The following is a 19,179-nucleotide window of genomic DNA, read 5'->3' as shown; positions in this document are numbered from 1 at the left end:
GCCGCCCTTCAGGCGTTCGGTCCTTTTTCAATAATCGTGGCGAGGACCACCTTGAGCACAATAGCAGACAATGCACGCGAAATCGCCGCACGAGCCCGCCAGCGCTTCGGCCAGAAGAAGGGGCGAAGGGTGATGGTTGCGATTGCGGGCGCGCCGGGATCGGGAAAATCGACGATTGCCGAAGAGGTCGTGAGCCAGCTGAACGGCAAGGGCGATGTCTCGGCCGCGCTCTTTCCCATGGATGGCTATCACTATGATGACGCCGTGCTGGAACAGATGGGGCGCCGCCCGTTCAAAGGGGCGATCGATACGTTCGATGCCCATGGGCTCCGGCATATGCTGGAGCGCCTCAAGGCCAACCGGGACGACGTGATTGCGGTTCCGGTCTTCGATCGTGCCATCGAAATTGCGCGCGCCGGCGGACGCCTGATCCCGCAATCGGTCGATATCATCGTCTGCGAGGGTAATTATCTGCTCTCGCGTCAGGCACCTTGGGATCGCCTGAAGCCGATCTTCGATTTCACCGTCTTCGTCGATGTCGACGAAGCTGATCTGCGCGCTCGCCTTCAGGAGCGCTGGCACGGCTTCGGTCTCAGCGCTGCGGAGATCACGAGGAAGGTCGAGGAGAACGATCTGCCCAACGGTCTGTCGATCATCTCGACGAGTGCCGAACCCGACCTTCGGGTGAAGAACCCGGGCAGCAACTAGCAGAAATTCGGTCACCCGAGAATCTTGAAAATCGGCCCGGAGGAAGAGGTGCCATGCAGGCAAACCTTTTGGCCAGCACAGCAGAAGCCTGACACCAAGGCTGGAAATTGAAGGAGGCTCTTATGAAGCACGGAATCTACTATTCCTATTGGGAACATGAATGGAGCGCCAAGTTCGGCCCTTACGTGGAGAAGGTCGCCAAGCTCGGTTTCGACGTGATCGAGGTCGCGGCGCATCACATCAACGAATACAGCGACGCGGATCTTACGGCGATCAAGCAGAGCGCCAAGGATAACGGTATCATCCTGACGGCCGGCATTGGTCCATCCAAGACGAAGAACCTGTCGTCCCCCGATGCGGAGGTCCGCAAGGCAGGCAAGGCGTTTTTCGAGCAGACGCTGACAAATGTCGCCAAGCTCGACATCGGCACGATCGGCGGCGCGCTGCATTCCTACTGGCCGGTGGACTATTCAAAGCCGGTCGATAAGGAGGGCGACCGCGCCCGTGGTGTCGAAGGTATTCACGGCATTGCCGATTTCGCGGGCAATCTCGGAATTAACCTCTGCATCGAGGTGCTCAATCGCTTCGAGAACCATGTTCTCAACACTGCGGCCGAAGGCGTCGCTTTCGTCAAGGATGTCGGCAAGCCGAACGTCAAGGTCATGCTCGATACGTTCCATATGAATATCGAGGAGGACAGTTTCGGTGAGGCTATCCGCACTGCCGGCCCATTGCTCGGTCACTTCCACACGGGGGAAAGCAATCGCCGTGTTCCGGGCAAGGGTCGAATTCCGTGGCAGGAGATTGGTCTCGCGCTTCGCGATATCAACTACACCGGCGCTGTGGTGATGGAGCCTTTCGTCAAGACGGGCGGAACCATCGGGTCCGATATCAAGGTCTGGCGTGATCTTACAGATGGTGCAGACGAGGCGAAGATGGACGAGGATGCCCGGAACTCTCTCGCTTTCTCTCGCTTCGTACTGGGTGGCTGACAGTCTGGCCGGATCGCCACTTATTCGCGCGATCCGTGTCGGGACAGGATGATGGCGGGGCAACCCGGCATCACCCTCGCTTGGGCTGTATATCAGTTCCGCTCGTTGGACAAAGACACCATGTTTTCATTCGCCGCGAAACAGAAGCCCTTCTTGGCGATGTCCTGAACGATGGACCGGAGCGCGACATCGAGGCAATAGGTCGAGAATTCGAGATCCATCGCCTGCGCCTGCTGGCGGGCGTAGGAAACCATGCGACCCAGCGCTAGGATCTCTGCGGCCTTATCGTCGGTGTCGGCGAATTTCTCGATCATTGAGGCTCCGTTGAGCGATGCGGCCGATTGCCGTGATCAACTGCATCACAGTGCCCGTCACAGCATCGTCACACCGAGCGTCGAGTGGCGTCACAGGCCCCCGCTCATCTCTCCGTTATCCTCGTCCGGGGCGTCTTCCGCCAGGCTGCGGGCCAAAGCGACAATCTGGCGGCGCGTATCGGCGCTGCGGATTTTGAAGAACGCCTGGTTGAGCTCAAAACCGTCTGTCGAAAGCAGGAATTCCCGCAAAGCCAGTTGCTCCGGGTCCCTGACAGCCAATGGTGTCGCATCATTGGTCGGGCTGCCTTCGAAAAGCGATGCGACCTCGATGCCGAGAATGGCGGCAATCGATTGTAATCGGGAGGCGCCGACGCGGTTGGTGCCCTTTTCGTATTTCTGGATCTGCTGGAAGGTAATACCGAGCCGATCGGCAAGGGCTGTCTGGCTGAGCCGCAATGCCTTGCGATGCATCTTTATCTGAAAACCGACATGGACGTCGATCGCGTTTGGTGTTCTCGCCCTCATTCCAGTCTCCATTGCCTGCCTTCTGCGGGCGGATCACTATAGGTGGAGTCATCGCATACGCGCAACAAAGAGACGAGTCAGACTTTAGCGTTGAGTTTACCCTGTCGTGCACACCGCTCGATCACTTTCGAGATGCATCGCAAGGCGCCGCTTCTGCTCGCAAGATGGCTCCAGCCGAAGACTTTCCTGACCTCAAATCCCAGGTCTTCCCAAAGCGTGGCATTGGATTGGTCGGTCTCGTCCAGCGCTTCGCTGTCTGAAAATTGTGGCAGCCAGATCAAGGGGCGATCTTTGCCTTCGCGAAGGTCGTTTTCCAGCATGGCGTTGTTGTAGAGGCGCGGCAGCAGCTTGCGCGTGTCTGTCGTGACGGCGAAGGGCACTTGATTGCGGATCACCTCGAAACCCTGCTCTTCCAGAAAGATTACCGATGCGTCGAGGCTGCAGCGCGCGACATCGATGGCACGGGAAAAACGGCCATCCGCAACAGGCTCGCCGACCACCAGCAGAGGCTTGCCGACGCGCTCCAGGCCGGTCAGGGTGACGAATTGGTCGACATGGTAGCCGAACTGATGCATCTTGGAATGCTGCCTCATGCCACTCGCCAAGTCATGGTGATCGGCCTCAGGCATACCCTTCAGACCTGCCGGCGGGCGAACGATATCATTCACCCGATAGCCGAAAACATGGACCGGTCGCTTGTCCAGCGCTCGAATGGCTTCCATCTTGCCGAAGTCCGAATGGCCGATGATCCGGAAGTCGGATCCAATCAACTGATTACCGCCGTCGAGATGGAACGGAAGGATTTTCGAAGCGGCTCCCTGAAGGGTGGCCAGATCCATTGCCGCGCCTGCGCCCGAAAAAGACAGATATTCGTGTCCGGCGCCAGAGACGGAAGAAAGCTCTCGAACGTGGAAGACATCCTGAAGCCATGGGATCGAAATCGGGTGAGCGGCATCTGAGACAGGGCAAACGGTGACGTCGCAGACCGTTGTCAGACCGGCAACCCATCGTTCGGCATGCGCCATCACGATCCTGTCCACGAGGAGGATGGCTTCTATCCCATTGGGCATCGAATCCAGGAGATTGCCGATCGGCGCCAATGGAGCCCAATCGCCTGGCTGGTTTATCCTATCGAAAAACGTTGCCGGAATGGCAAGTGCGATCCGCCGGACAAGCCCGCCGCAATCCGCCAGAAGCTTCATCCGTGCGGACCTTCGCTGTTCTTCAGAGACGAGCCATTGCGTGCGGCAAGTGCGTCGAAGAATATCGTCCTCTGGAATGTCCAGCCAGTCGGTCGCTGACGGCTGAAAGCGTTGTTCCGCACGGTCGAGAGCAGAAGCTCTGCATCCGACCGTTTCACCGATATCGGGTTGGCGGAGAGGACAGCAATCAGCTCTCGATCCAGCTTGGCGCCTGTTACGATCTGCCGCCACGACCGCCGGCTGAAATGAAGTGTTCGCGCGGCCTGCAGGAGGTGTGCCGCTTGCTCGTCGCCAATTCTTTCGCGCAAGCTTTCGATCGTCGCTTCGGCATCGACAAGCGCGATCGTCAGAGGCCGAAAGCCCATTTCTGTCGGTGCGTGAAGCACGGCGACATCCGCATCCGACGTCCGCATACCTGTGCGATAGGCCTGATAGACCTGCCCCAGTCCGATCATGCCGAAGCTGTCGCATTCCGCCGCCCGCAACGCCCCCATGCTGGCCGCGCCGAGAACAAGGACACCTTTCGACAGGGCGTAGAGCAATTCCTTGTGCCAGACGGCCGCTTGGTCCTTGTACAACCCGTCGATCAATCCAATGACGTCGAAGCCGGCATCGACAGCCGACAGCATATCGCCAGCGGCCGCGGGTGGGTGCAACTGAATGCCCCGATAGTTGGAAAGATCGATCCCATGAATGGAGGGGCCGGCAAAGACGATCCTGTTCAAGGCCTAACCCCCGAGAATACTGTTGAGTGCGCCGAGGTTGAGTTTGCTTTCCACCCCGTTGGCGGTGGTCATGCCGCAGGCAAGCGCTCTCACCACGAAGACATCGGCACGCCCCGTTTTCAGCGGAAATAGATAGATATCGGAAACGCCGCAGGAAAACAGGTGCTCGGCAAGGCTTCGCCAGAGCGGACCGGCCTTGTTGTCCGGGAGAAGGTTCGTTGCCTGCACCGGTCTCGGCTTTTCGCTGGAGGACGCCCCTCTGACCGGCGCAGCACGATCAGCCCGGTAGCGGCCCGGCGAGAGGTCGTCGCGGGCGCCGCTGATATCGGTCAGGCGGGATTGTATGGCTTCCTGCAGAGCGGATGATGCAGCCTCCGCCATATTGAGACGGCAGGCGACACCCGCCGAGGCTCGGCTTCCCGGACCATCCTCGGTGCTTAATATGCGCGGTATGCTTGCCAGAACGACTGGAATGCCATTTGCCCCGGTCAGGTCGAAAAAGCGTGCATCCAGATAAACGGCTTCGAGCATCTCGATAAGAGCGTCCAGATCGGCCGACTGTCCGCGCGCGAAGGCGATCGGACGTGTCGCAGCTCCCTGCATTGCCAGGGCGTCGATGAGCAGGCAGGCGTCATTCTCGACGAGTTCGAGGATGGCATGCAGGGCCGCGCGGTCAAAATCGAAGCCGGCGGCCAGACCTTGGGAACTCATCAGGAAGGCATCCCTGTCCCATGGGAAATCGGCCCGGAAGTCCAAGCCGACCAGCTCGAATGGGGCCAGCACCGCGTGATCGTGGCGCAAGCTGTAGCCTTCGACCCAGGCCCTCTCGTGCGAAAAATCTATGCTATTCGATCGGACGCGGGACACGCCTTCGAAAGGTATGGTTCTCACTCCACGCCGGTGCAGAGCGTCAATAGAGCAGAAGTCGCACAGATGGCCCTGTGTATCTTCCGCAACCGCGCCTTCTATCGCTTCCATGATGGCAGAAAGCTGCGCCTGTTGATCCGTCAACCCCTTTCCCTGTGCGACCGACAGGCCGCGGGAATTGGGGCGCGTGGCAAACCAGACCGGCATGCCGATGACATCCAGCCCGGTGACGTCGCCGACCCTGGTGATACCGAAGTGATGGAGGAAACCGGGATCATAGATCACGGCCGTTTCCGTGTGCCGGACTGAGCGACGCCCGCAAGCAGTCTCGCCTGCAGGCGCCATTCCCGGAGTCATCAGGGAGCCTTGTTCGGCGTGTCGGACAGGATCGCCGCGAAAAGGTCTCCCGAGGCAATGCCCGAGGGGCCGACGGCCTTCAGTGCGCTTTCAATCGGCAACTGGATGACACGGTTGAAGTCCCAGCCGGCATCGACGACGTCGCCGACAAAGGCGAAGTCGGCATCCGACATCACGGCACCCGATGCAATGACCGTCTCGATGCCTTGGGCCTGAACCTGGTCGAGCGTGGTTTCAGGCTGCCCGTCCTGGCCCACAAGCATTCCCTTTGCAGCGGCAGCCACGCGGGCATAGCCATCCACGCCCGGATGGCTTGCTTCATATTCGGCGATGACGTCGTGGGAAACCGAAGCCACCCGCAGCGGTTCGGTGCGTACGAAGAGAACGCCGCTACCCTTCTTGCCAATGACATAGAACTGAGAATTAGCCATTTTAAACCCCCTATTTGATACCGGCCAATTGATACGCTTGAAACAACTTCTCATTTACCTGCGGATTGCGATCAGGAGATAACAGGCTGATCTGACGCGCCGTCATTCCCGGATGATTCTCTTTCAGACGATCGCCGTAACGCCTTGCTGTGTCGATATCGCCGCCCAATGCGTGGCTGACGGTCAGCACACGAAGGGCCGGCTCGTCATTCTCCATTCGTCCACACAGCTCTATCGCGGTTGTATATTCCTCCCGCTTCAGAGCGATACTCGCGCCGGCCCACCAGTAAATGTCGGGTGCCAGCGGGTTGAGGTCGATCGCCCGTTCGAACCGTTCCCAGGCATGATCCGTCTGGCCGAAATGCGCTAAGGCATCGGCATGCTGTAACAGAAGATCGGCAGAGTTCGGGGCCAAAGCTTCCGCCTCCAGGAACTGTTCGGCGGATGTGTCGAAGTCGCGCTGATGTAGTGCTACGACGGCGCACATCCATTGCCCGATACCCGAAGCGGCGTCGATTGCCACCGATGCTTCGGCCTCGGCTTTCGCCCGATGCAGGAGATGGGGATCGCCACCCCCGAGCATCAGCCATTCGAGCTGTAGCGTCTGCGCGATCCTTCCCCTGGCAACCGCCATTCCATGATCGAGTTCGACAGCCTTGCGAAATTCGGCCCTTGCCCTGCGCAGAAGCGGCAGGTCGCATTTTCCCTTGATGAGCTGCTGCCCCTGCAGGAGGTGAAGGTAGGCGGGCGCTGCGTGCCTGCGGGATGGAGCGATCTGCCTTTGCTCAAGTGTCTCGGCCAGACAGGCCGCAATTTGCTTGGAAAGAATCCTGAAAATCGCCGGCAGTTCATGGTCGCTAAGCGAGACCTCCAGCGACCAGACGATTTCGCCCGTGCTCTCCGCGATGAGAGAAAGGGAAGCGCGCATATCGGCAAAGACCGTCGTCACAACCACATAGTCGGGCCGCAGCGACACAGCCTGTCCCTGTTTTCCTGCAGCGCTTGCCGCGAACGTGCTGTGCGGGGCAAGGACCGTGAAGGTGCGATAGCGCACGAGGCTATTTGCGACATCTTCGATAAACGAGCGGACGATCGGTGCCGCAGCCGAATCGTCGGCATTGGATGGCAACATGAACGCCACTCGCATCTTCTCCACACGTGGCTTAGGAAGATGCTCCGGTTCGCTGTCGATAAGATCGGCACGAACCCGGCGGCGCAACGCGAGGGTGGCGGGCTCCGGTGCCCGTGCTTCGAGCCGAAGCATGCGGTTCAGGTTTTCGGAGGTATGCTCGTAGCGGCCAATGTCGCCAAGGCGAGCGTACGCGGCCATGACACTACGGTAGGTTTCTTCGCGATCGGGCTCCAGCGTCAAGGCACAATCGGCGATGGCGGCAATCTCATGCGATCTTTGGCCACCAAACCGCGTTATATCCTCAAGCAGTTGCCCGACCGAGGAGAAGAAGATGCTTTTCAGCCGGCCTCTCTCCGATAGCAGCCAGAGATAAAATTCCTCCTGGCCACTTTCGCAGGCCTGCAGGAGTTCGCCGCGCACGGCAAGCAGGCCCTCTTTTCGAATGGCTATATCCGTCGATGAGATGGAGCCGAGAAAACATCCGAGATCGGAGCGATACGCCTTCGGGCCAGCCGTCAGGCTGCTGCCGCTGGCAAGAAGTAGGGGCTCGTTGCCTCCAAACTGCTGGAGCCTCGACAATAGCTGACGTAGGTTTGCAAGAGCGCGCTTCTGTTCGACGTCTTCCCAGAGCAGTGCGGCGAGCGCCTGGCGAGTGAGGGTATTGCCGGGCGACAAAAGCAAAGCAGCGAGGAGCACGAAGCCCTTCTGCGGGAAAAAGGCATTGTTGTCCGCCCATCGGGGGACGCCAAAGAAATGAAGAGATATCGGATCGTCTGATGCGGCCACGGTCGAACTCCAGTTCCGATATCTAACAATGACTTTCACCAAATTGAAAGTGATAGAAATTCCGATTTGACGTCGGTGTGACGCAACTTATGACGTTGTTCGCCATGCTGGAATCGCAGGCGATGCAGCTCTATGTTGTAGTGATACCGATGACAGGAAAAATGGCAAACCCGATCGTGTTCGGTCGTTCCTATATGGCATTCACCGCTGTCACGGAGCCATATCAGCGCGCCGATGATGTCGGCTATGCGATTGCCGAGTTCATGTCGTTCAAGGGCCGGCCCTACTACCCGATAGGAGCGCTTGCCAATACCCGGATCGCTGCGAGCCGTTTATCTGCCGGTGATGTCCTGGAAGCTGACGAGGACAATCTGGATCTGATCTTTCGTATGAGAGAAGCGGAAGGTGGATATTTTTTCGAGATTGTCCTGCGATCCAGCCAGGGAACCCGTTATGGCGGATGGCTTTGGGGCTATGACGTCGAAGTCACGGATGAGATCGTCAATGGCTATAGGGTGATCGAAACGATTGAAGGTAGCCGTCGCTGGCGCTTTGAATTTTGCGACAACGCCAACCATTACCAAAGCGTAGACCCACTTCCGATAGAAAAGATTATTCCAGACTGGGGAAAGATCGGCTGAGTGCTGAACTGCTGTCGCCTCAAGAGAAGATAATCTAGCCGCCCACGGCTCGGTTGTCGGTGATGTTCATGAATAGACCAGCGCCAGTGAGCCGGCTCCGATCAGCCAGAGAGACGCCAAGAACATACCGCCGACGAGAAACGATCTGAAGGTCATGGGATAAACTTTGCCTAAACCGAGTGAAGATCGGCCGTTGCGCAGCGGGGTTGAAGCGCAACGGCCGAGGTGCAACCGACAGGGAACAAGGTTGTGTCAGCGTGATCGCCGATTGAGCGTCACACGGGCGTCACGGCATCAATCGTCGAGCGTGATCAAAGCCTCTCCGGCCGTCACGTAGTCGCCTTCCTTTACCCGCAGCCTGACTTTGCCGGCCCGGGGCGCAACGACCTGCGTTTCCATCTTCATCGCCTCGAGCACGGCGAGCAGGGTGCCTTCGGTTACCATGTCGCCATCTTTCACCTTGAGTGACTGCACCGTTCCGGAAACAGATGCGGTGACGCCCTGATCGGCAACCGGGGAGATCGGAGCAGCAGCGGATGCTGTGCCGCCCGATGCAGCGAGACCTGCAAGGAGGACGGCAGGCAGGCCGACCGAGACGCGTTTGCCGTCGATTTCAAGATAGGTGTGCACGAGCGTGGTGTCGTCGGCCGGTTCCGGGCGCTCCATTGCGTCCGGCATCGCGGCAAATTCCGTCTCGATCCACCGTGTATGTACTTTCATGCCATCAGGATTGACGAAATCCTCCGCGTTGAGCACGGCGCGGTGGAAAGGCAGAACCGTGGCGATGCCGCCGATCTCGAACTCGTCGAGAGCCCTGCGCGCGCGGCGGATAACCTCTTCGCGGGTCGAGCCGGTGACGATCAGCTTGGCAATGAGACTATCGAAGACGCCCGGCACGGCAAAACCTGCCGTAACGCCGCTATCGAGCCGGATGCCGGGACCGGCGGGCGGGACAAAGGTGGTGATATTGCCCGGTGTGGGCAGGAAGCCGCGGCCGGGATCTTCGGCATTGATGCGGAATTCCATCGAATGACCTCGCGGCACAGGTGTTTCGAGCACCCGCAGCGGCAGTCCCTCGGCAATGCGGAACTGCTCGATGACGAGGTCGATGCCGGTCGTCTCTTCGGTCACCGGATGTTCGACCTGCAGGCGGGTGTTGACCTCCAGGAAGGAGATCGTGCCGTCTATGCCGAGCAGGAATTCCACGGTGCCGGCGCCGACGTAGCCGGCCGCCGCGCAAATCGCCTTTGCCGCGTCATGCACCTTGCGGCGCTGATCATCACTGAGGAAGGGGGCGGGCGCCTCTTCTACGAGCTTCTGGTTGCGTCGCTGAAGGGAGCAGTCACGCGTTCCGACGACAAGGACGTTGCCATGCGTGTCTGCGATCACCTGCGCCTCGATATGGCGAGGCCGGTCGAGGAAGCGTTCGAGGAAACATTCACCGCGACCGAAGGCGGCTGTCGCCTCGCGAACTGCCGAAGCATAGAGATCGGCGATCTCTTCCATATTCCAGGCGACCTTGAGACCGCGCCCACCGCCGCCATGGGCGGCCTTGATGGCGACCGGAAGACCATGCTCGCGTGCAAAGGCGATGACTTCGTCGGCAGAGGAAACCGGGCCATCGCTGCCGGCAACCAGCGGTGCGCCGACGCTGCGGGCGATATGGCGCGCCTCCACCTTGTCGCCGAGCGCTTCGATGACCGATGGAGCAGGACCGATCCAGATCAGACCGGCATCGATGACCGCCTGTGCGAATTCGGCACGTTCAGACAGAAAACCGTAGCCGGGATGCACGGCATCCGCACCGGAGCGCTTGGCAGTGGCGATCAGCTTGCCGATGTCGAGATAGGTTTCCGACGGGCGAACGCCGTCCAGCCCATAGGACTCGTCGGCCATCTGTACGAAGGGAGCATTCTGATCGGGATCGGCATAGACGGCGACGGATGTCAGGCCGTAGTCGCGGCACGCGCGGATGATGCGCACCGCAATCTCGCCGCGGTTGGCAATCAGCACCTTCTTCATGGGGCTCTCCTTGATATTCATATCGTGGTCTCGGTCGAGATCTCGGCAAACGGCGCGATCGGACGGAAACGGATTTTTGCATTGATGGGCAGTTGCCCGGCGAGATCGAGATGATGCTCGGCGACCGCCGCGATGACGGGATAGCCTCCGGTCAGCGGGTGATCGGCGAGAAACAGTACCGGCTGGCCGTTATGCGGGATCTGGATGGCGCCGGTAGCCGTCCCCTCGCTCGGCAATTCGGCACTGTCCTTGCGCTCGACGGGTGTCTCGCCCAGAAGACGAACGCCGATCCGGTTCGATTGCGGCGTCACCTGCCAGACCTGGCCGGTCAGTGTCTCGAGCCCCTTGTCGGTGAACCAATCGGTGCGCGGGCCGAACACGATATCGAGCGTCACGATATCCGGCGCGGAGGGAAACTCGATCGCGGGCAACTCGTCGAGGGAGACGCTTGCCAATCCGCGCGAATTGTTTGCAAGGCCAAGGATTGTTCCGGTCCTGACCAGAGCGGGGCCCACGACAGCAAGCGTGTCGGTCGCCGCGCTGCCAAGCACGGGGGCAACCTCAAAGCCGCCGCGCACCGCGAGATAGCTGCGCATGCCGGCCGTCGGATTGCCGAGAGTGACGATATCACCGGGTTCGATCGAAATCGGCTGATAGGTCGTGTGCGCGATCACGTTTCCGGCGGCGGAAACAGTAATGGGGCAGGGCGCGCCGGTAATGCCGATGACGGCCCGTGCGTTACTCTGAAAGGAGAACCCACCGAGCGTGATCTCGATACAGGCGGTTCCTGCCGGATTGCCGACGATGCGGTTTGCGGCCCGGAATGCCGACTGATCAAGCGCGCCGGAGGCTGAAACGCCCTGTCCCGTCTGCCCGAACCGGCCGTGATCCTGGAAGCAGGCCGGAAGCGCGGCAGTCAGGATCTTGAAATGCGGTGCATCTTCAATGGCCTGATCCAGGCGAGTGGCGGTCGGTGCATGGGGCGAAACCTCGGTCGGCGCCTGTCGCTTCCGCATATCGTAGAAGCGGACCCGATATCCGGGCTGGAACAGCGCACCCGGTTCGCGATCGATGTCCCACATCTTCTCGGGCGTGGTACCGATGATCTGCCAGCCGCCCGGGCTTGCCTGCGGATAAACGCCGCTGAAGGCGCCGGCCAGCGCCACTGAACCGGGTGGAATACGGGTACGCGGACTTTGCCGGCGCGGGACCGTGAGGGCCGGATCACCGCCGGCGAGATAGCCGAAGCCCGGTGCGAAGCCACAGAAGGCGACGGTGAATTCGCTTTCGGTATGGCGGCGGATGACTTCTTCGACGGTCATGCCGGTCAGACGCGCCACGTCGTCGAGATCCTCGCCGTCATAGCGAACCGGGATCTCGACGAGCTTGTCGGATGGCTCGGGTCTGACAGACAGATCACGTCGGCTGAGCGCGTTTGCGAGCCGCTCGGCACTGATCGTGTCCGGTCGGAAGCGGATCATCAGCGTGCGCGCGGCCGGTACGGTTTCTTCCACCCCATCGATGGGTTCGGCGGAAAGCGAGGCGAAGAGGGCCAGTGTCTCATCGAGATCGGCAAGTTCGACGAGGATGGTGGTGAGGCTGACGGGGAGAAATCGCATTATGGCGTCACGCGTGGTAGGCGGTGTCTGGGATATCGGTGATGAACATGTGCCCGGGCGCATGGGTAATGGCGAAGGGCACGCCGGACGCCATGACTGCGGCCTGAGGGGTAACACCACAGGCCCAGAAGACTGGAACCTCGCCCGGTTCGATACGCACGGCGTCGCCGAATTCCGGTTTCGACAGATCCTTGATGCCGAGTTCCTCGGGTGCGCCCACATGGACGGGGGCGCCATGGACGGCCGGGAAGCGGCCGGAAATCGTTGCTGCGTCGGCCACGCGGGATGCCGGGATCGGCCGCATGGAGACGACCATGTTGCCCTTGAAGCGACCGGCCGGTCGGCAAGGCCGGTTGGTGAGATACATAGGCACGTTCGACTTGTCCGTCATATGGCGGATCTCGATGCCGGCTTCGACCATCGGCGTCTCGAAGGTGAAGCTGCAGCCAATCAGGAACGAGACCAGATCGTCACGTTCAGCCCAGGCCTTCGTTGCGTCCGCCGTTTCCTCGACCAGCTTGCCATCGCGCCAGATACGGTAGAGCGGCAGGTCGGTCCGCAGATCGGCGCCGGGGGCAAGCAGCGTCGTTGGAGAACCCGGATCGGATACATCAAGAACAGGGCAGGGTTTCGGATTGCGCTGCGCATAGAGAAGGAAGTCGAAAGCCCAGTCGCGCGGCAGCACGATCATGTTTGCCTGGGTGAAGCCCGGAGCTATGCCGGATGTCGGGGCAACGAGGCCGTTGCGATAGGTGGCACGCGCATCCTGTGCTGCACGGGTATCGACATGGTCGAGATAGGCTGTCGGGATCGTCATGGCGCCGTGCTCACGTTTCTGCAATGAAGGAGCGGATGGCGATACCTTCCGCCTTGAAGCGATTGCTGATTTCCTGGGCGATGGCGACAGCGCCGGGGCTGTCGCCATGGACGCAGATCGATTGCGCCTCGACGCGGATCATGCTGCCATCGATTGCTTCGAGCGTGCCGTTGCGGGCAAGCCCGACCATGCGGTCAGCGATTTTCTGGGCGTCATGCAGTACCGCGCCGGCCTCGCGGCGCGATACGAGATTACCTTGCGGCGTATAGGCGCGATCGGCGAACGCTTCGGCGATGACAGTCAGTCCCGACTTTCTCGCAAGGTCGAGGATCGGCGCATTGGCGAGGCCCATCAGCACCAGCGACGGATCGATCGCCTTGATTGCATCGATGACGGCCTGGCCCTGCTTCGGGTCGGTGGCAATCCGGTTATAGAGAGCGCCGTGTGGCTTGACGTATCGAACCGACGTGCCAGCGGCAGCGGCAATGCCTTTCAAGGCGCCGATCTGATAGATGACGTCGGCAGTGAGTTCTTCCGACGTGGCATCCAGATCGCGGCGGCCGAAACCGACGCGATCCGGATAGGAGACATGTGCACCGATGACGACGCCCTTTTGTACAGCGTTCTTTACCGTGCGGTAAAGCCCTGCCGGATCTCCGGCATGGAAGCCACAGGCGATGTTGGCGCCTGAGACGACTGTCAGCATCGCGTCGTCGTCTCCCATGGTCCAGGCGCCGTAGCTTTCGCCGAGGTCGCTGTTGAGGTCGATAGCAGCCAAGTTCGTGTCTCCTCAGTGGTCGTTTCTGTTTTAGCGTTCTGCCGGCTCAGGTTCTATTTAAGCAGGGCGAAGATGGCGCCGACCGAGTTGTAGGCCATGTACCAGGTCAGGATGCAAGTCAGAACGCCGATGATCAGCAGCCAGCGCGGATAGCGATAGCCGTGCATCAGGTCCGTACGCTTCCAGGCCGCATACATGAAGATCGACAGGCCGATCGGCAGGACGAGACCGTTCAGGCCGCCGACGAAGACCAGCATGGCTGCAGGTGGCGTCGTGATCAGAATATAGGCGATCAGCGAGATGGCGATGAAGCCGACGGTGGCGATATTGCGCTGACGCTCCGTCATGTCGGGCTTGAAGGCGGTGAGGAACGACACCGACGTGTAGGCGGCGCCGATGATGCTGGTCATCGCGGAGGCAAGGAAGACCGCGCCGAAGAGGCGGAAACCGATATCGCCGGCCGCGGAATGGAAGGCCTGGCCGGCCGGGTTGGCTGCCTTGCCGGAGAGGTCGATGACGACACCGCTGGCGACGACGCCCAGGATGGCGAGGAAGAGGATGTAGCGCAGGACACCGGTGATGGCGATGCCGCTCAGAGCCGCGCGGTTGACTGCCGCGAGGTTCTCGACACCGACCGTACCCTTGTCGAGCAGGCGATGGGCACCGGCATAGGTGATATAGCCGCCCACGGTGCCGCCGACGATCGTGGTGATAGTGGCGAAATCGATGTTGCTCGGGAAGAAGGTCTGGTGGAAGGCTTCCGCGACGGGTGGGCCGGATTCGATGGTTGCATAGATGATCAGCGCAGCCTTGACGAAGGCGGCGACGAAGACCACGCGGTCCATGGCAACGCCGGCGCGGCGCGACAGGAAGATGCCGATCGCAGCGATGGCACCGATGGCGCCGCCGATCTTCGGGTCCATGTCGATCATGGCGTTGAGACCGAGCCCGGCGCCGCCGATATTGCCGACGTTGAAGAACAGGCCGCCGATGATGACGATGATGGCGAGCAGGAAGCCGGCGCCAGGGATCGCGGCATTGGCGATGGCGGGGGCGCGCATCTTGGTTACGGCGACGATCCGCCAGATGTTTGCCTGCACGGCGAAGTCTACGATCACCGAAATCAGGATCGCGAAGGCGAAGGCCGCACCGAGCTTGACGGTGAAGGTTGCTGTCTGGGTGATGAAGCCGGGCCCAACCGCCGACATCGACATCAGGAACATGGCCGAAAACAAGGCGTAGCGATGGCTGGTAGCGCTCTTCTCGGTGGGCTGCGGGGCGCTTTGTGCAAGCTCGTTCTGCTGCATGGCGTTTCTCCGGTTATTGCTATCCGCCCCTCGCGGATGCTGGCCGATCTTGGCTGGTTTCGGAGGAATGTCAATATTGTTCAACAATTCTATCATATTGTTCCATTATATTGTCTATTTGTTGGACTTTAAGGCCAAGGTTTTGGCAGGAAATCAGGTGATTTGCTCACCGATTGTGCTAAGAGCGGCGAGACGACAATGCCGGAGTCTCAGAGAAGAACTGCCAGCGGGTTTGAGGATAGGGCGCAATGAGTAAAAACCTGGACGGCTTGCCGCTATCGGATCGGCTGGCGCGGGAGATTCGCAGTCTTCTGATTTCAGGCGAACTCGCGCCCGGCCAGCGCCTGTCTGAGGCTGCCTTCAGCGAGCGTTTCGACGTGTCGCGCAATTCGCTGCGCGAGGCATTCCGCCTTCTGACCAAGGACGGCCTTGTGCGCCACGAAGCCAATCGCGGCGTGTTCGTCGCTGTGCCGAACATGGCGACGATCATCGATATCTATCGGGTGCGCCGGATGGTGGAGTGCGGCGCGCTGCGCCAGTCCTGGCCTCGTCATACCGCTGTCGCTGTGATGCACGAGGCGGTCGAGAAGGCCAAGCGCGGACGTGAGGCACTGGACTGGGTTGATGTCGGCAGTTCCAACATGCGCTTTCATGCAGCGGTGGTTGATCTTGCCGACAGCACGCGGCTGAGCGAATTCTACGAGCGCATCGCTGCAGAACTGCGCCTCGGTTTCGGCCTTCTTGCCAATCCGGAACAGTTGCACGCACCATTCGTCGAGTTGAACGAGAACATTCTCCGGCTTGTCGAGGACGGCAAGGCGAATGAGGCAGCTGCCGAAATGGAAGTCTACCTCACCCTGTCCGAACGGACGGTTCTCAAATCGCTGGAACGCCACGGCGAATAGCGAGGACGAGGGTTTGCCTCATCTTCAGCCGTAAACCAGACCACCATCGACGATCAGGTTTTGTCCGGTAACGGATCTTGCCCAGGGGCTGGCGAAGAACAGCACCGCATCCGCGGCTTCCTCCGGCGTGGTGACACGTCTTAGCGGCGTATTGGCTGCAATGATGTCGAAGACCGCATCGGGTGTCGCGCGGCTGGCATCGGTTGTCTGCAACAGCCCGCCGGAGACCATGTTGACCGTGATGCCGACCGGGCCAAGCTCGGCCGCGGCAGTGCGGGTCAGCGACAATAACGCAGCCTTGGCAGCGGTATAATCGTGATAGGGCACCACGGGATTCTGGAAGAGATTGGTGCCGATCGTCACGATGCGGCCGAAGCCTGCCTTCTCCATCGCGGGCCTGACGGCCTGGATGACATTCAGTGCGCCCTTGAGTGCGGTGTCAAGCTGTGCCGAAATTTCACTCCAGGACATCTCATCCAGCTTTGAGCGGGCATCACCGTTGAAGGAGAAGTCGGTCAGCGCATTGTGGACGGCGGTGGTCGGCGGAGCGCCGAAGACTGTCTCGATTTCTGATATCATCGCGCGGACGGCAGCCGGATCACGAACATCCGCCCCGAAGGCATGGGCGTTCGGGCCGAGTTCGGCGGCAAGTGCGTCTGCCTTGTCCTTGCTCTGGTGATAGTTGATGGCGACGCGGGCGCCTTCCCGGGCGAAAGCCGCTGCGATCGCGGCACCCAGGCCACGGCTGGCTCCCGTCACAAGGACGATCTGTTGATTGAGGGCGAGGCTCATTCTTCATTGTCTCCAGAGGTCGATGAAATGGTGGACGGGACCGTGCCCGCTTCCAACGGAAAGGCTGTCGGCTTCAGCGATCGCGCAGGTCAGGTAGGCCTTGGCGATCGTGATGGCGTCGGTGACGGGCACACCCTTGGCGATCTCGGCGGCAATGGCGCTCGACAGGGTGCACCCGGTGCCGTGGGTGTTCCTGGTGGCGACCCTTTGCGCCTCGAACCAGGACAAGCCGGCGGCCTGCGCCAGGACGTCGGGGCTATGTCCGCCATCCAGATGGCCGCCCTTGATCAGCACCGCATCGGGGCCTGTGAGGTGCAGCTGCTTTGCCTGATCGGCCATGGCCTCGCGGTTCGTGGCCTCCGCTTCGCCAAGCAGGGCAGCGGCTTCCGGCAGGTTGGGCGTCATGACGGTGGCCAGCGGTACCAGACGATCCCGGACGGCAGCGATCGCCGTCGGGGCGAGAAGCGGTGAGCCGCCCTTGGCCATCATGACCGGATCCAGGACAATTGGAATGCCTTCGCATCGCCGGGCCAGCAGGTCGGCGAGTGCATCGGCGATTTCCGCATTGGCGATCATTCCGATCTTGACCGCATCGACCCTTATGTCATCAAGGATGGCGTCGATCTGACTGATGACGAAATCGACGGGAAGCGGCAGGACGGCCGTCACGCCTTGGGTGTTCTGGGCTGTCAGTGCAGTCAGAGCGGCCATGCCATAGGTGCCGCGTGCGGAGAACGCCTTGAGGTCTGCCTGTATGCCGGCACCGCCCGAAGGATCGGAGCCGGCAATTGAAAGAACATTGCGGACTGTCATGGGCGTGCCTTCCGGATTTCGTAATGGATGGTTCTTGCAGCATCTTCAGGCGACGCGGTTCCGCAGATGGCTGACACGACCGCAAGTCCATCTGCGCCGGCCGCGAGGACGGATCTTACATGGGCCGTCTTCAGCCCGCCGATGGCGACGGTCGGTACCGGGGCGGCGGCGACAATGCGGGCGAGCCCGTCGAAGCCGATCGGTGCCTCGTGATCCGCCTTGGTTGCCGTGGCGAAGACGGGGCCGACGCCGGCATAGTCGACAATCGCCGGATCGATGGTGCGAGCCAGATCCTCGGTTTCCACCGAGAGGCCGACAATCATGTCCGGCCCGACCCGCTGGCGGGTGATCACCGCCGCCAGATCGCTCTGGCCGACATGCACGCCGTCTGCGCCGATGGCGATTGCGGCCTCGACATCGTCATTGACGATCAGCGGAACGCCGGTGCCGGAAAGCACCGCTTTCAGCAGCCGGCCGGTGGCAATCATCTGTTCGGTCGTCGCATGCTTGTCGCGCAGCTGGACCAGCGTGGCGCCGCCCCTGACGGCAAGCCTCGTCGTTTCCACCATGCCGATAGGACTGCAAAGATCGGGGTTGAGGACAAGATAGAGGGAGAGATCGAACGGCCTCATGCGCTGACGATCCGTGCCCCGGCATCCAGCATGTCGGGTGTCGTGGCAGCCAGCCGATCCAGGAATAGGGGAAGAAAGCTGCCGGGCCCCTGTGCCGTTTCGGCCGCTCCTTCGCCCGCCAGCGCGAAGAGCGCCAGTGCGGCGACCGTTGCCTCGATAGGCGTGTCCGGTGCTGCACCAACGAAAGCGCCGACAAGGCAAGTCAGCGAACATCCAAGTGCGGTAACCTGCGGCATCAGTGGTGAGCCGCCATGGATGCGGATTTTACGCTGGCCATCGGTGACGAAGTCGATGTCACCGGTAACAGCGACAACGCAGGTCCTTTCTGTCGCCAGAGCGATGGCGGCCTGTTCGGCGGAGGCGACGCTGTCACCGGCATCGACGCCCTGCCCCCTGGAATGCGCACCGGCCAGAGCGATGATTTCCGAAGCATTGCCGCGAATGACTGTCGGTCGAAGATCCAGCAGTCGGGCAATGGCGTCTCGCCGGTAGGCGGTGGCGAAATGGGCAACAGGGTCTAAGATCCAGGGCTTTCCCGCCATAGTGCTGGCTTTTGCCGCCTCCAGCATCCCTGCGAGGAAATCGGGGGAGATGGTCCCGATATTGATGGTCACTGCCGCCGCGATTCCGGCAAATTCTCCGGCCTCTTCCGTAGCGTGAACCATGGCTGGCGAGGCGCCGGCGGCGAGCATCACATTGGCCGCGATGTTCATTGCAACGAAATTTGTAATATTCTGAACGAGCGGATTTCGATCGCGCATCGCCGCGAGCAACGCACCTGGTGTTGGATGAATGGGGCTTTCGACTTGCATTT

At 60.8% G+C, this 19,179-nt stretch carries 20 protein-coding genes; 4 read left to right on the top strand and 16 right to left on the bottom strand.

Annotation, left to right across the window (positions count from 1 at the left end; translation table 11 throughout):
* Positions 1 to 51 precede the first annotated feature (51 nt).
* Together NCHU2750_RS25405 and NCHU2750_RS25400 are read left to right on the top strand one after the other, a co-directional pair.
* Complete coding sequence (locus NCHU2750_RS25405; RefSeq protein WP_119944576.1) at positions 52 to 708, top strand: nucleoside triphosphate hydrolase; 657 nt, start codon at positions 52 to 54, stop codon at positions 706 to 708.
* A gap of 122 nt (positions 709 to 830) precedes the next feature.
* Positions 831 to 1,700, top strand: coding sequence for a D-psicose 3-epimerase (locus tag NCHU2750_RS25400; protein ID WP_119944575.1), 870 nt, complete (start codon positions 831 to 833; stop codon positions 1,698 to 1,700).
* 92 nt (positions 1,701 to 1,792) lie between these two features.
* On the opposite strand, the gene NCHU2750_RS25395 is transcribed toward NCHU2750_RS25400, so the two are convergent.
* The 7 genes from NCHU2750_RS25395 to NCHU2750_RS25365 all read right to left on the bottom strand — a co-directional run bounded on the left by NCHU2750_RS25395 (position 1,793) and on the right by NCHU2750_RS25365 (position 8,039).
* A complete protein-coding gene (locus NCHU2750_RS25395) occupies positions 1,793 to 2,014 on the bottom strand; it encodes a hypothetical protein (RefSeq protein ID WP_119944574.1) in 222 nt (73 codons plus the stop codon).
* A 90-nt stretch (positions 2,015 to 2,104) separates the two neighbouring features.
* A complete protein-coding gene (locus NCHU2750_RS25390) occupies positions 2,105 to 2,539 on the bottom strand; it encodes a helix-turn-helix domain-containing protein (RefSeq protein WP_119944573.1) in 435 nt (144 codons plus the stop codon).
* A gap of 77 nt (positions 2,540 to 2,616) precedes the next feature.
* Positions 2,617 to 3,741, bottom strand: a complete 1,125-nt coding sequence (locus NCHU2750_RS25385; protein ID WP_119944572.1) for a hypothetical protein — start codon at positions 3,739 to 3,741, stop codon at positions 2,617 to 2,619.
* The gene (locus NCHU2750_RS25380) at positions 3,738 to 4,466 is read right to left on the bottom strand and encodes a TfuA-like protein (protein WP_119944571.1); all 729 of its coding nucleotides are present in this window, start codon (positions 4,464 to 4,466) and stop codon (positions 3,738 to 3,740) included. Before NCHU2750_RS25380 ends, NCHU2750_RS25385 begins: the two co-directional genes overlap by 4 nt.
* Positions 4,467 to 4,469: 3 nt before the next feature.
* Positions 4,470 to 5,618 carry a YcaO-like family protein gene (locus tag NCHU2750_RS25375; protein WP_245480490.1) on the bottom strand — a complete coding sequence of 383 codons (1,149 nt, stop codon included), beginning with the start codon at positions 5,616 to 5,618 and terminating at the stop codon, positions 4,470 to 4,472.
* Positions 5,619 to 5,689: 71 nt separating this feature from the next.
* The gene (locus NCHU2750_RS25370) at positions 5,690 to 6,121 is read right to left on the bottom strand and encodes a hypothetical protein (RefSeq protein ID WP_119944569.1); all 432 of its coding nucleotides are present in this window, start codon (positions 6,119 to 6,121) and stop codon (positions 5,690 to 5,692) included.
* Positions 6,122 to 6,131: 10 nt separating this feature from the next.
* A complete protein-coding gene (locus NCHU2750_RS25365) occupies positions 6,132 to 8,039 on the bottom strand; it encodes an AfsR/SARP family transcriptional regulator (protein ID WP_119944568.1) in 1,908 nt (635 codons plus the stop codon).
* An 89-nt stretch (positions 8,040 to 8,128) separates the two neighbouring features.
* Between NCHU2750_RS25365 and NCHU2750_RS25360 the strand changes: the two genes are divergently transcribed.
* Complete coding sequence (locus tag NCHU2750_RS25360; RefSeq protein WP_119944567.1) at positions 8,129 to 8,680, top strand: hypothetical protein; 552 nt, start codon at positions 8,129 to 8,131, stop codon at positions 8,678 to 8,680.
* A gap of 294 nt (positions 8,681 to 8,974) precedes the next feature.
* Here NCHU2750_RS25360 and NCHU2750_RS25355 read toward each other — a convergent pair whose 3' ends face one another.
* Genes NCHU2750_RS25355 through NCHU2750_RS25335 form a run of 5 tightly spaced genes read right to left on the bottom strand, consistent with a single transcriptional unit; the run spans position 8,975 to position 15,223 of the window.
* Complete coding sequence (locus NCHU2750_RS25355; RefSeq protein WP_119944729.1) at positions 8,975 to 10,702, bottom strand: acetyl/propionyl/methylcrotonyl-CoA carboxylase subunit alpha; 1,728 nt, start codon at positions 10,700 to 10,702, stop codon at positions 8,975 to 8,977.
* A gap of 17 nt (positions 10,703 to 10,719) precedes the next feature.
* Positions 10,720 to 12,321 carry a 5-oxoprolinase subunit B/C family protein gene (locus NCHU2750_RS25350; protein ID WP_119944566.1) on the bottom strand — a complete coding sequence of 534 codons (1,602 nt, stop codon included), beginning with the start codon at positions 12,319 to 12,321 and terminating at the stop codon, positions 10,720 to 10,722.
* 7 nt (positions 12,322 to 12,328) lie between these two features.
* Positions 12,329 to 13,138: a putative hydro-lyase gene (locus NCHU2750_RS25345; RefSeq protein WP_119944565.1), complete on the bottom strand. Its 810-nt coding sequence runs from the start codon at positions 13,136 to 13,138 to the stop codon at positions 12,329 to 12,331.
* A gap of 10 nt (positions 13,139 to 13,148) precedes the next feature.
* Complete coding sequence (locus NCHU2750_RS25340; protein ID WP_119944564.1) at positions 13,149 to 13,916, bottom strand: LamB/YcsF family protein; 768 nt, start codon at positions 13,914 to 13,916, stop codon at positions 13,149 to 13,151.
* Between the two features lie 53 nt (positions 13,917 to 13,969).
* Positions 13,970 to 15,223, bottom strand: a complete 1,254-nt coding sequence (locus NCHU2750_RS25335; RefSeq protein WP_119944563.1) for an NRAMP family divalent metal transporter — start codon at positions 15,221 to 15,223, stop codon at positions 13,970 to 13,972.
* A gap of 248 nt (positions 15,224 to 15,471) precedes the next feature.
* Here NCHU2750_RS25335 and NCHU2750_RS25330 point away from each other — a divergent pair, with 248 nt between their 5' ends.
* On the top strand, positions 15,472 to 16,128 hold the full coding sequence (locus NCHU2750_RS25330; protein WP_119944562.1) for a GntR family transcriptional regulator: 657 nt from the start codon (positions 15,472 to 15,474) through the stop codon (positions 16,126 to 16,128).
* Positions 16,129 to 16,152: 24 nt separating this feature from the next.
* Here NCHU2750_RS25330 and NCHU2750_RS25325 read toward each other — a convergent pair whose 3' ends face one another.
* Genes NCHU2750_RS25325 through thiM form a run of 4 tightly spaced genes read right to left on the bottom strand, consistent with a single transcriptional unit; the run spans position 16,153 to position 19,177 of the window.
* Positions 16,153 to 16,920: a 3-oxoacyl-ACP reductase gene (locus NCHU2750_RS25325; protein WP_119944561.1), complete on the bottom strand. Its 768-nt coding sequence runs from the start codon at positions 16,918 to 16,920 to the stop codon at positions 16,153 to 16,155.
* A 3-nt stretch (positions 16,921 to 16,923) separates the two neighbouring features.
* Positions 16,924 to 17,733 (bottom strand): bifunctional hydroxymethylpyrimidine kinase/phosphomethylpyrimidine kinase, encoded by an 810-nt coding sequence (gene thiD, locus NCHU2750_RS25320; protein ID WP_119944560.1) that lies wholly within the window; start codon positions 17,731 to 17,733, stop codon positions 16,924 to 16,926.
* Positions 17,730 to 18,365, bottom strand: coding sequence for a thiamine phosphate synthase (gene thiE, locus NCHU2750_RS25315; RefSeq protein WP_119944559.1), 636 nt, complete (start codon positions 18,363 to 18,365; stop codon positions 17,730 to 17,732). The genes thiD and thiE overlap by 4 nt, the downstream gene beginning before the upstream one ends.
* Positions 18,362 to 19,177 carry a hydroxyethylthiazole kinase gene (gene thiM, locus NCHU2750_RS25310; protein WP_119944558.1) on the bottom strand — a complete coding sequence of 272 codons (816 nt, stop codon included), beginning with the start codon at positions 19,175 to 19,177 and terminating at the stop codon, positions 18,362 to 18,364. The genes thiE and thiM overlap by 4 nt, the downstream gene beginning before the upstream one ends.
* Positions 19,178 to 19,179: the final 2 nt, after the last annotated feature.

The sequence above is a fragment of the Neorhizobium sp. NCHU2750 genome, from assembly GCF_003597675.1.
Taxonomy (GTDB): domain Bacteria; phylum Pseudomonadota; class Alphaproteobacteria; order Rhizobiales; family Rhizobiaceae; genus Neorhizobium.
The sequence above is the reverse complement of the archived record's forward strand: the minus strand, read 5'-3'. Positions and strand labels throughout refer to the sequence as shown.

What these genes read in the sequence shown, in the direction of transcription:
- NCHU2750_RS25400 (WP_119944575.1), top strand. Translation starts at nt 831, where the DNA reads ATGAAGCACGGAATCTACTATTCCTATTGGGAACATGAATGGAGCGCC.
- NCHU2750_RS25395 (WP_119944574.1), bottom strand. Translation starts at nt 2,014, where the DNA reads ATGATCGAGAAATTCGCCGACACCGACGATAAGGCCGCAGAGATCCTA.
- NCHU2750_RS25390 (WP_119944573.1), bottom strand. Translation starts at nt 2,539, where the DNA reads ATGAGGGCGAGAACACCAAACGCGATCGACGTCCATGTCGGTTTTCAG.
- NCHU2750_RS25385 (WP_119944572.1), bottom strand. Translation starts at nt 3,741, where the DNA reads ATGAAGCTTCTGGCGGATTGCGGCGGGCTTGTCCGGCGGATCGCACTT.
- NCHU2750_RS25370 (WP_119944569.1), bottom strand. Translation starts at nt 6,121, where the DNA reads ATGGCTAATTCTCAGTTCTATGTCATTGGCAAGAAGGGTAGCGGCGTT.
- NCHU2750_RS25360 (WP_119944567.1), top strand. Translation starts at nt 8,129, where the DNA reads ATGACGTTGTTCGCCATGCTGGAATCGCAGGCGATGCAGCTCTATGTT.
- NCHU2750_RS25355 (WP_119944729.1), bottom strand. Translation starts at nt 10,702, where the DNA reads ATGAAGAAGGTGCTGATTGCCAACCGCGGCGAGATTGCGGTGCGCATC.
- NCHU2750_RS25350 (WP_119944566.1), bottom strand. Translation starts at nt 12,321, where the DNA reads ATGCGATTTCTCCCCGTCAGCCTCACCACCATCCTCGTCGAACTTGCC.
- NCHU2750_RS25345 (WP_119944565.1), bottom strand. Translation starts at nt 13,138, where the DNA reads ATGACGATCCCGACAGCCTATCTCGACCATGTCGATACCCGTGCAGCA.
- NCHU2750_RS25335 (WP_119944563.1), bottom strand. Translation starts at nt 15,223, where the DNA reads ATGCAGCAGAACGAGCTTGCACAAAGCGCCCCGCAGCCCACCGAGAAG.
- NCHU2750_RS25330 (WP_119944562.1), top strand. Translation starts at nt 15,472, where the DNA reads ATGAGTAAAAACCTGGACGGCTTGCCGCTATCGGATCGGCTGGCGCGG.
- NCHU2750_RS25325 (WP_119944561.1), bottom strand. Translation starts at nt 16,920, where the DNA reads ATGAGCCTCGCCCTCAATCAACAGATCGTCCTTGTGACGGGAGCCAGC.
- thiD (WP_119944560.1), bottom strand. Translation starts at nt 17,733, where the DNA reads ATGACAGTCCGCAATGTTCTTTCAATTGCCGGCTCCGATCCTTCGGGC.
- thiE (WP_119944559.1), bottom strand. Translation starts at nt 18,365, where the DNA reads ATGAGGCCGTTCGATCTCTCCCTCTATCTTGTCCTCAACCCCGATCTT.
- thiM (WP_119944558.1), bottom strand. Translation starts at nt 19,177, where the DNA reads ATGCAAGTCGAAAGCCCCATTCATCCAACACCAGGTGCGTTGCTCGCG.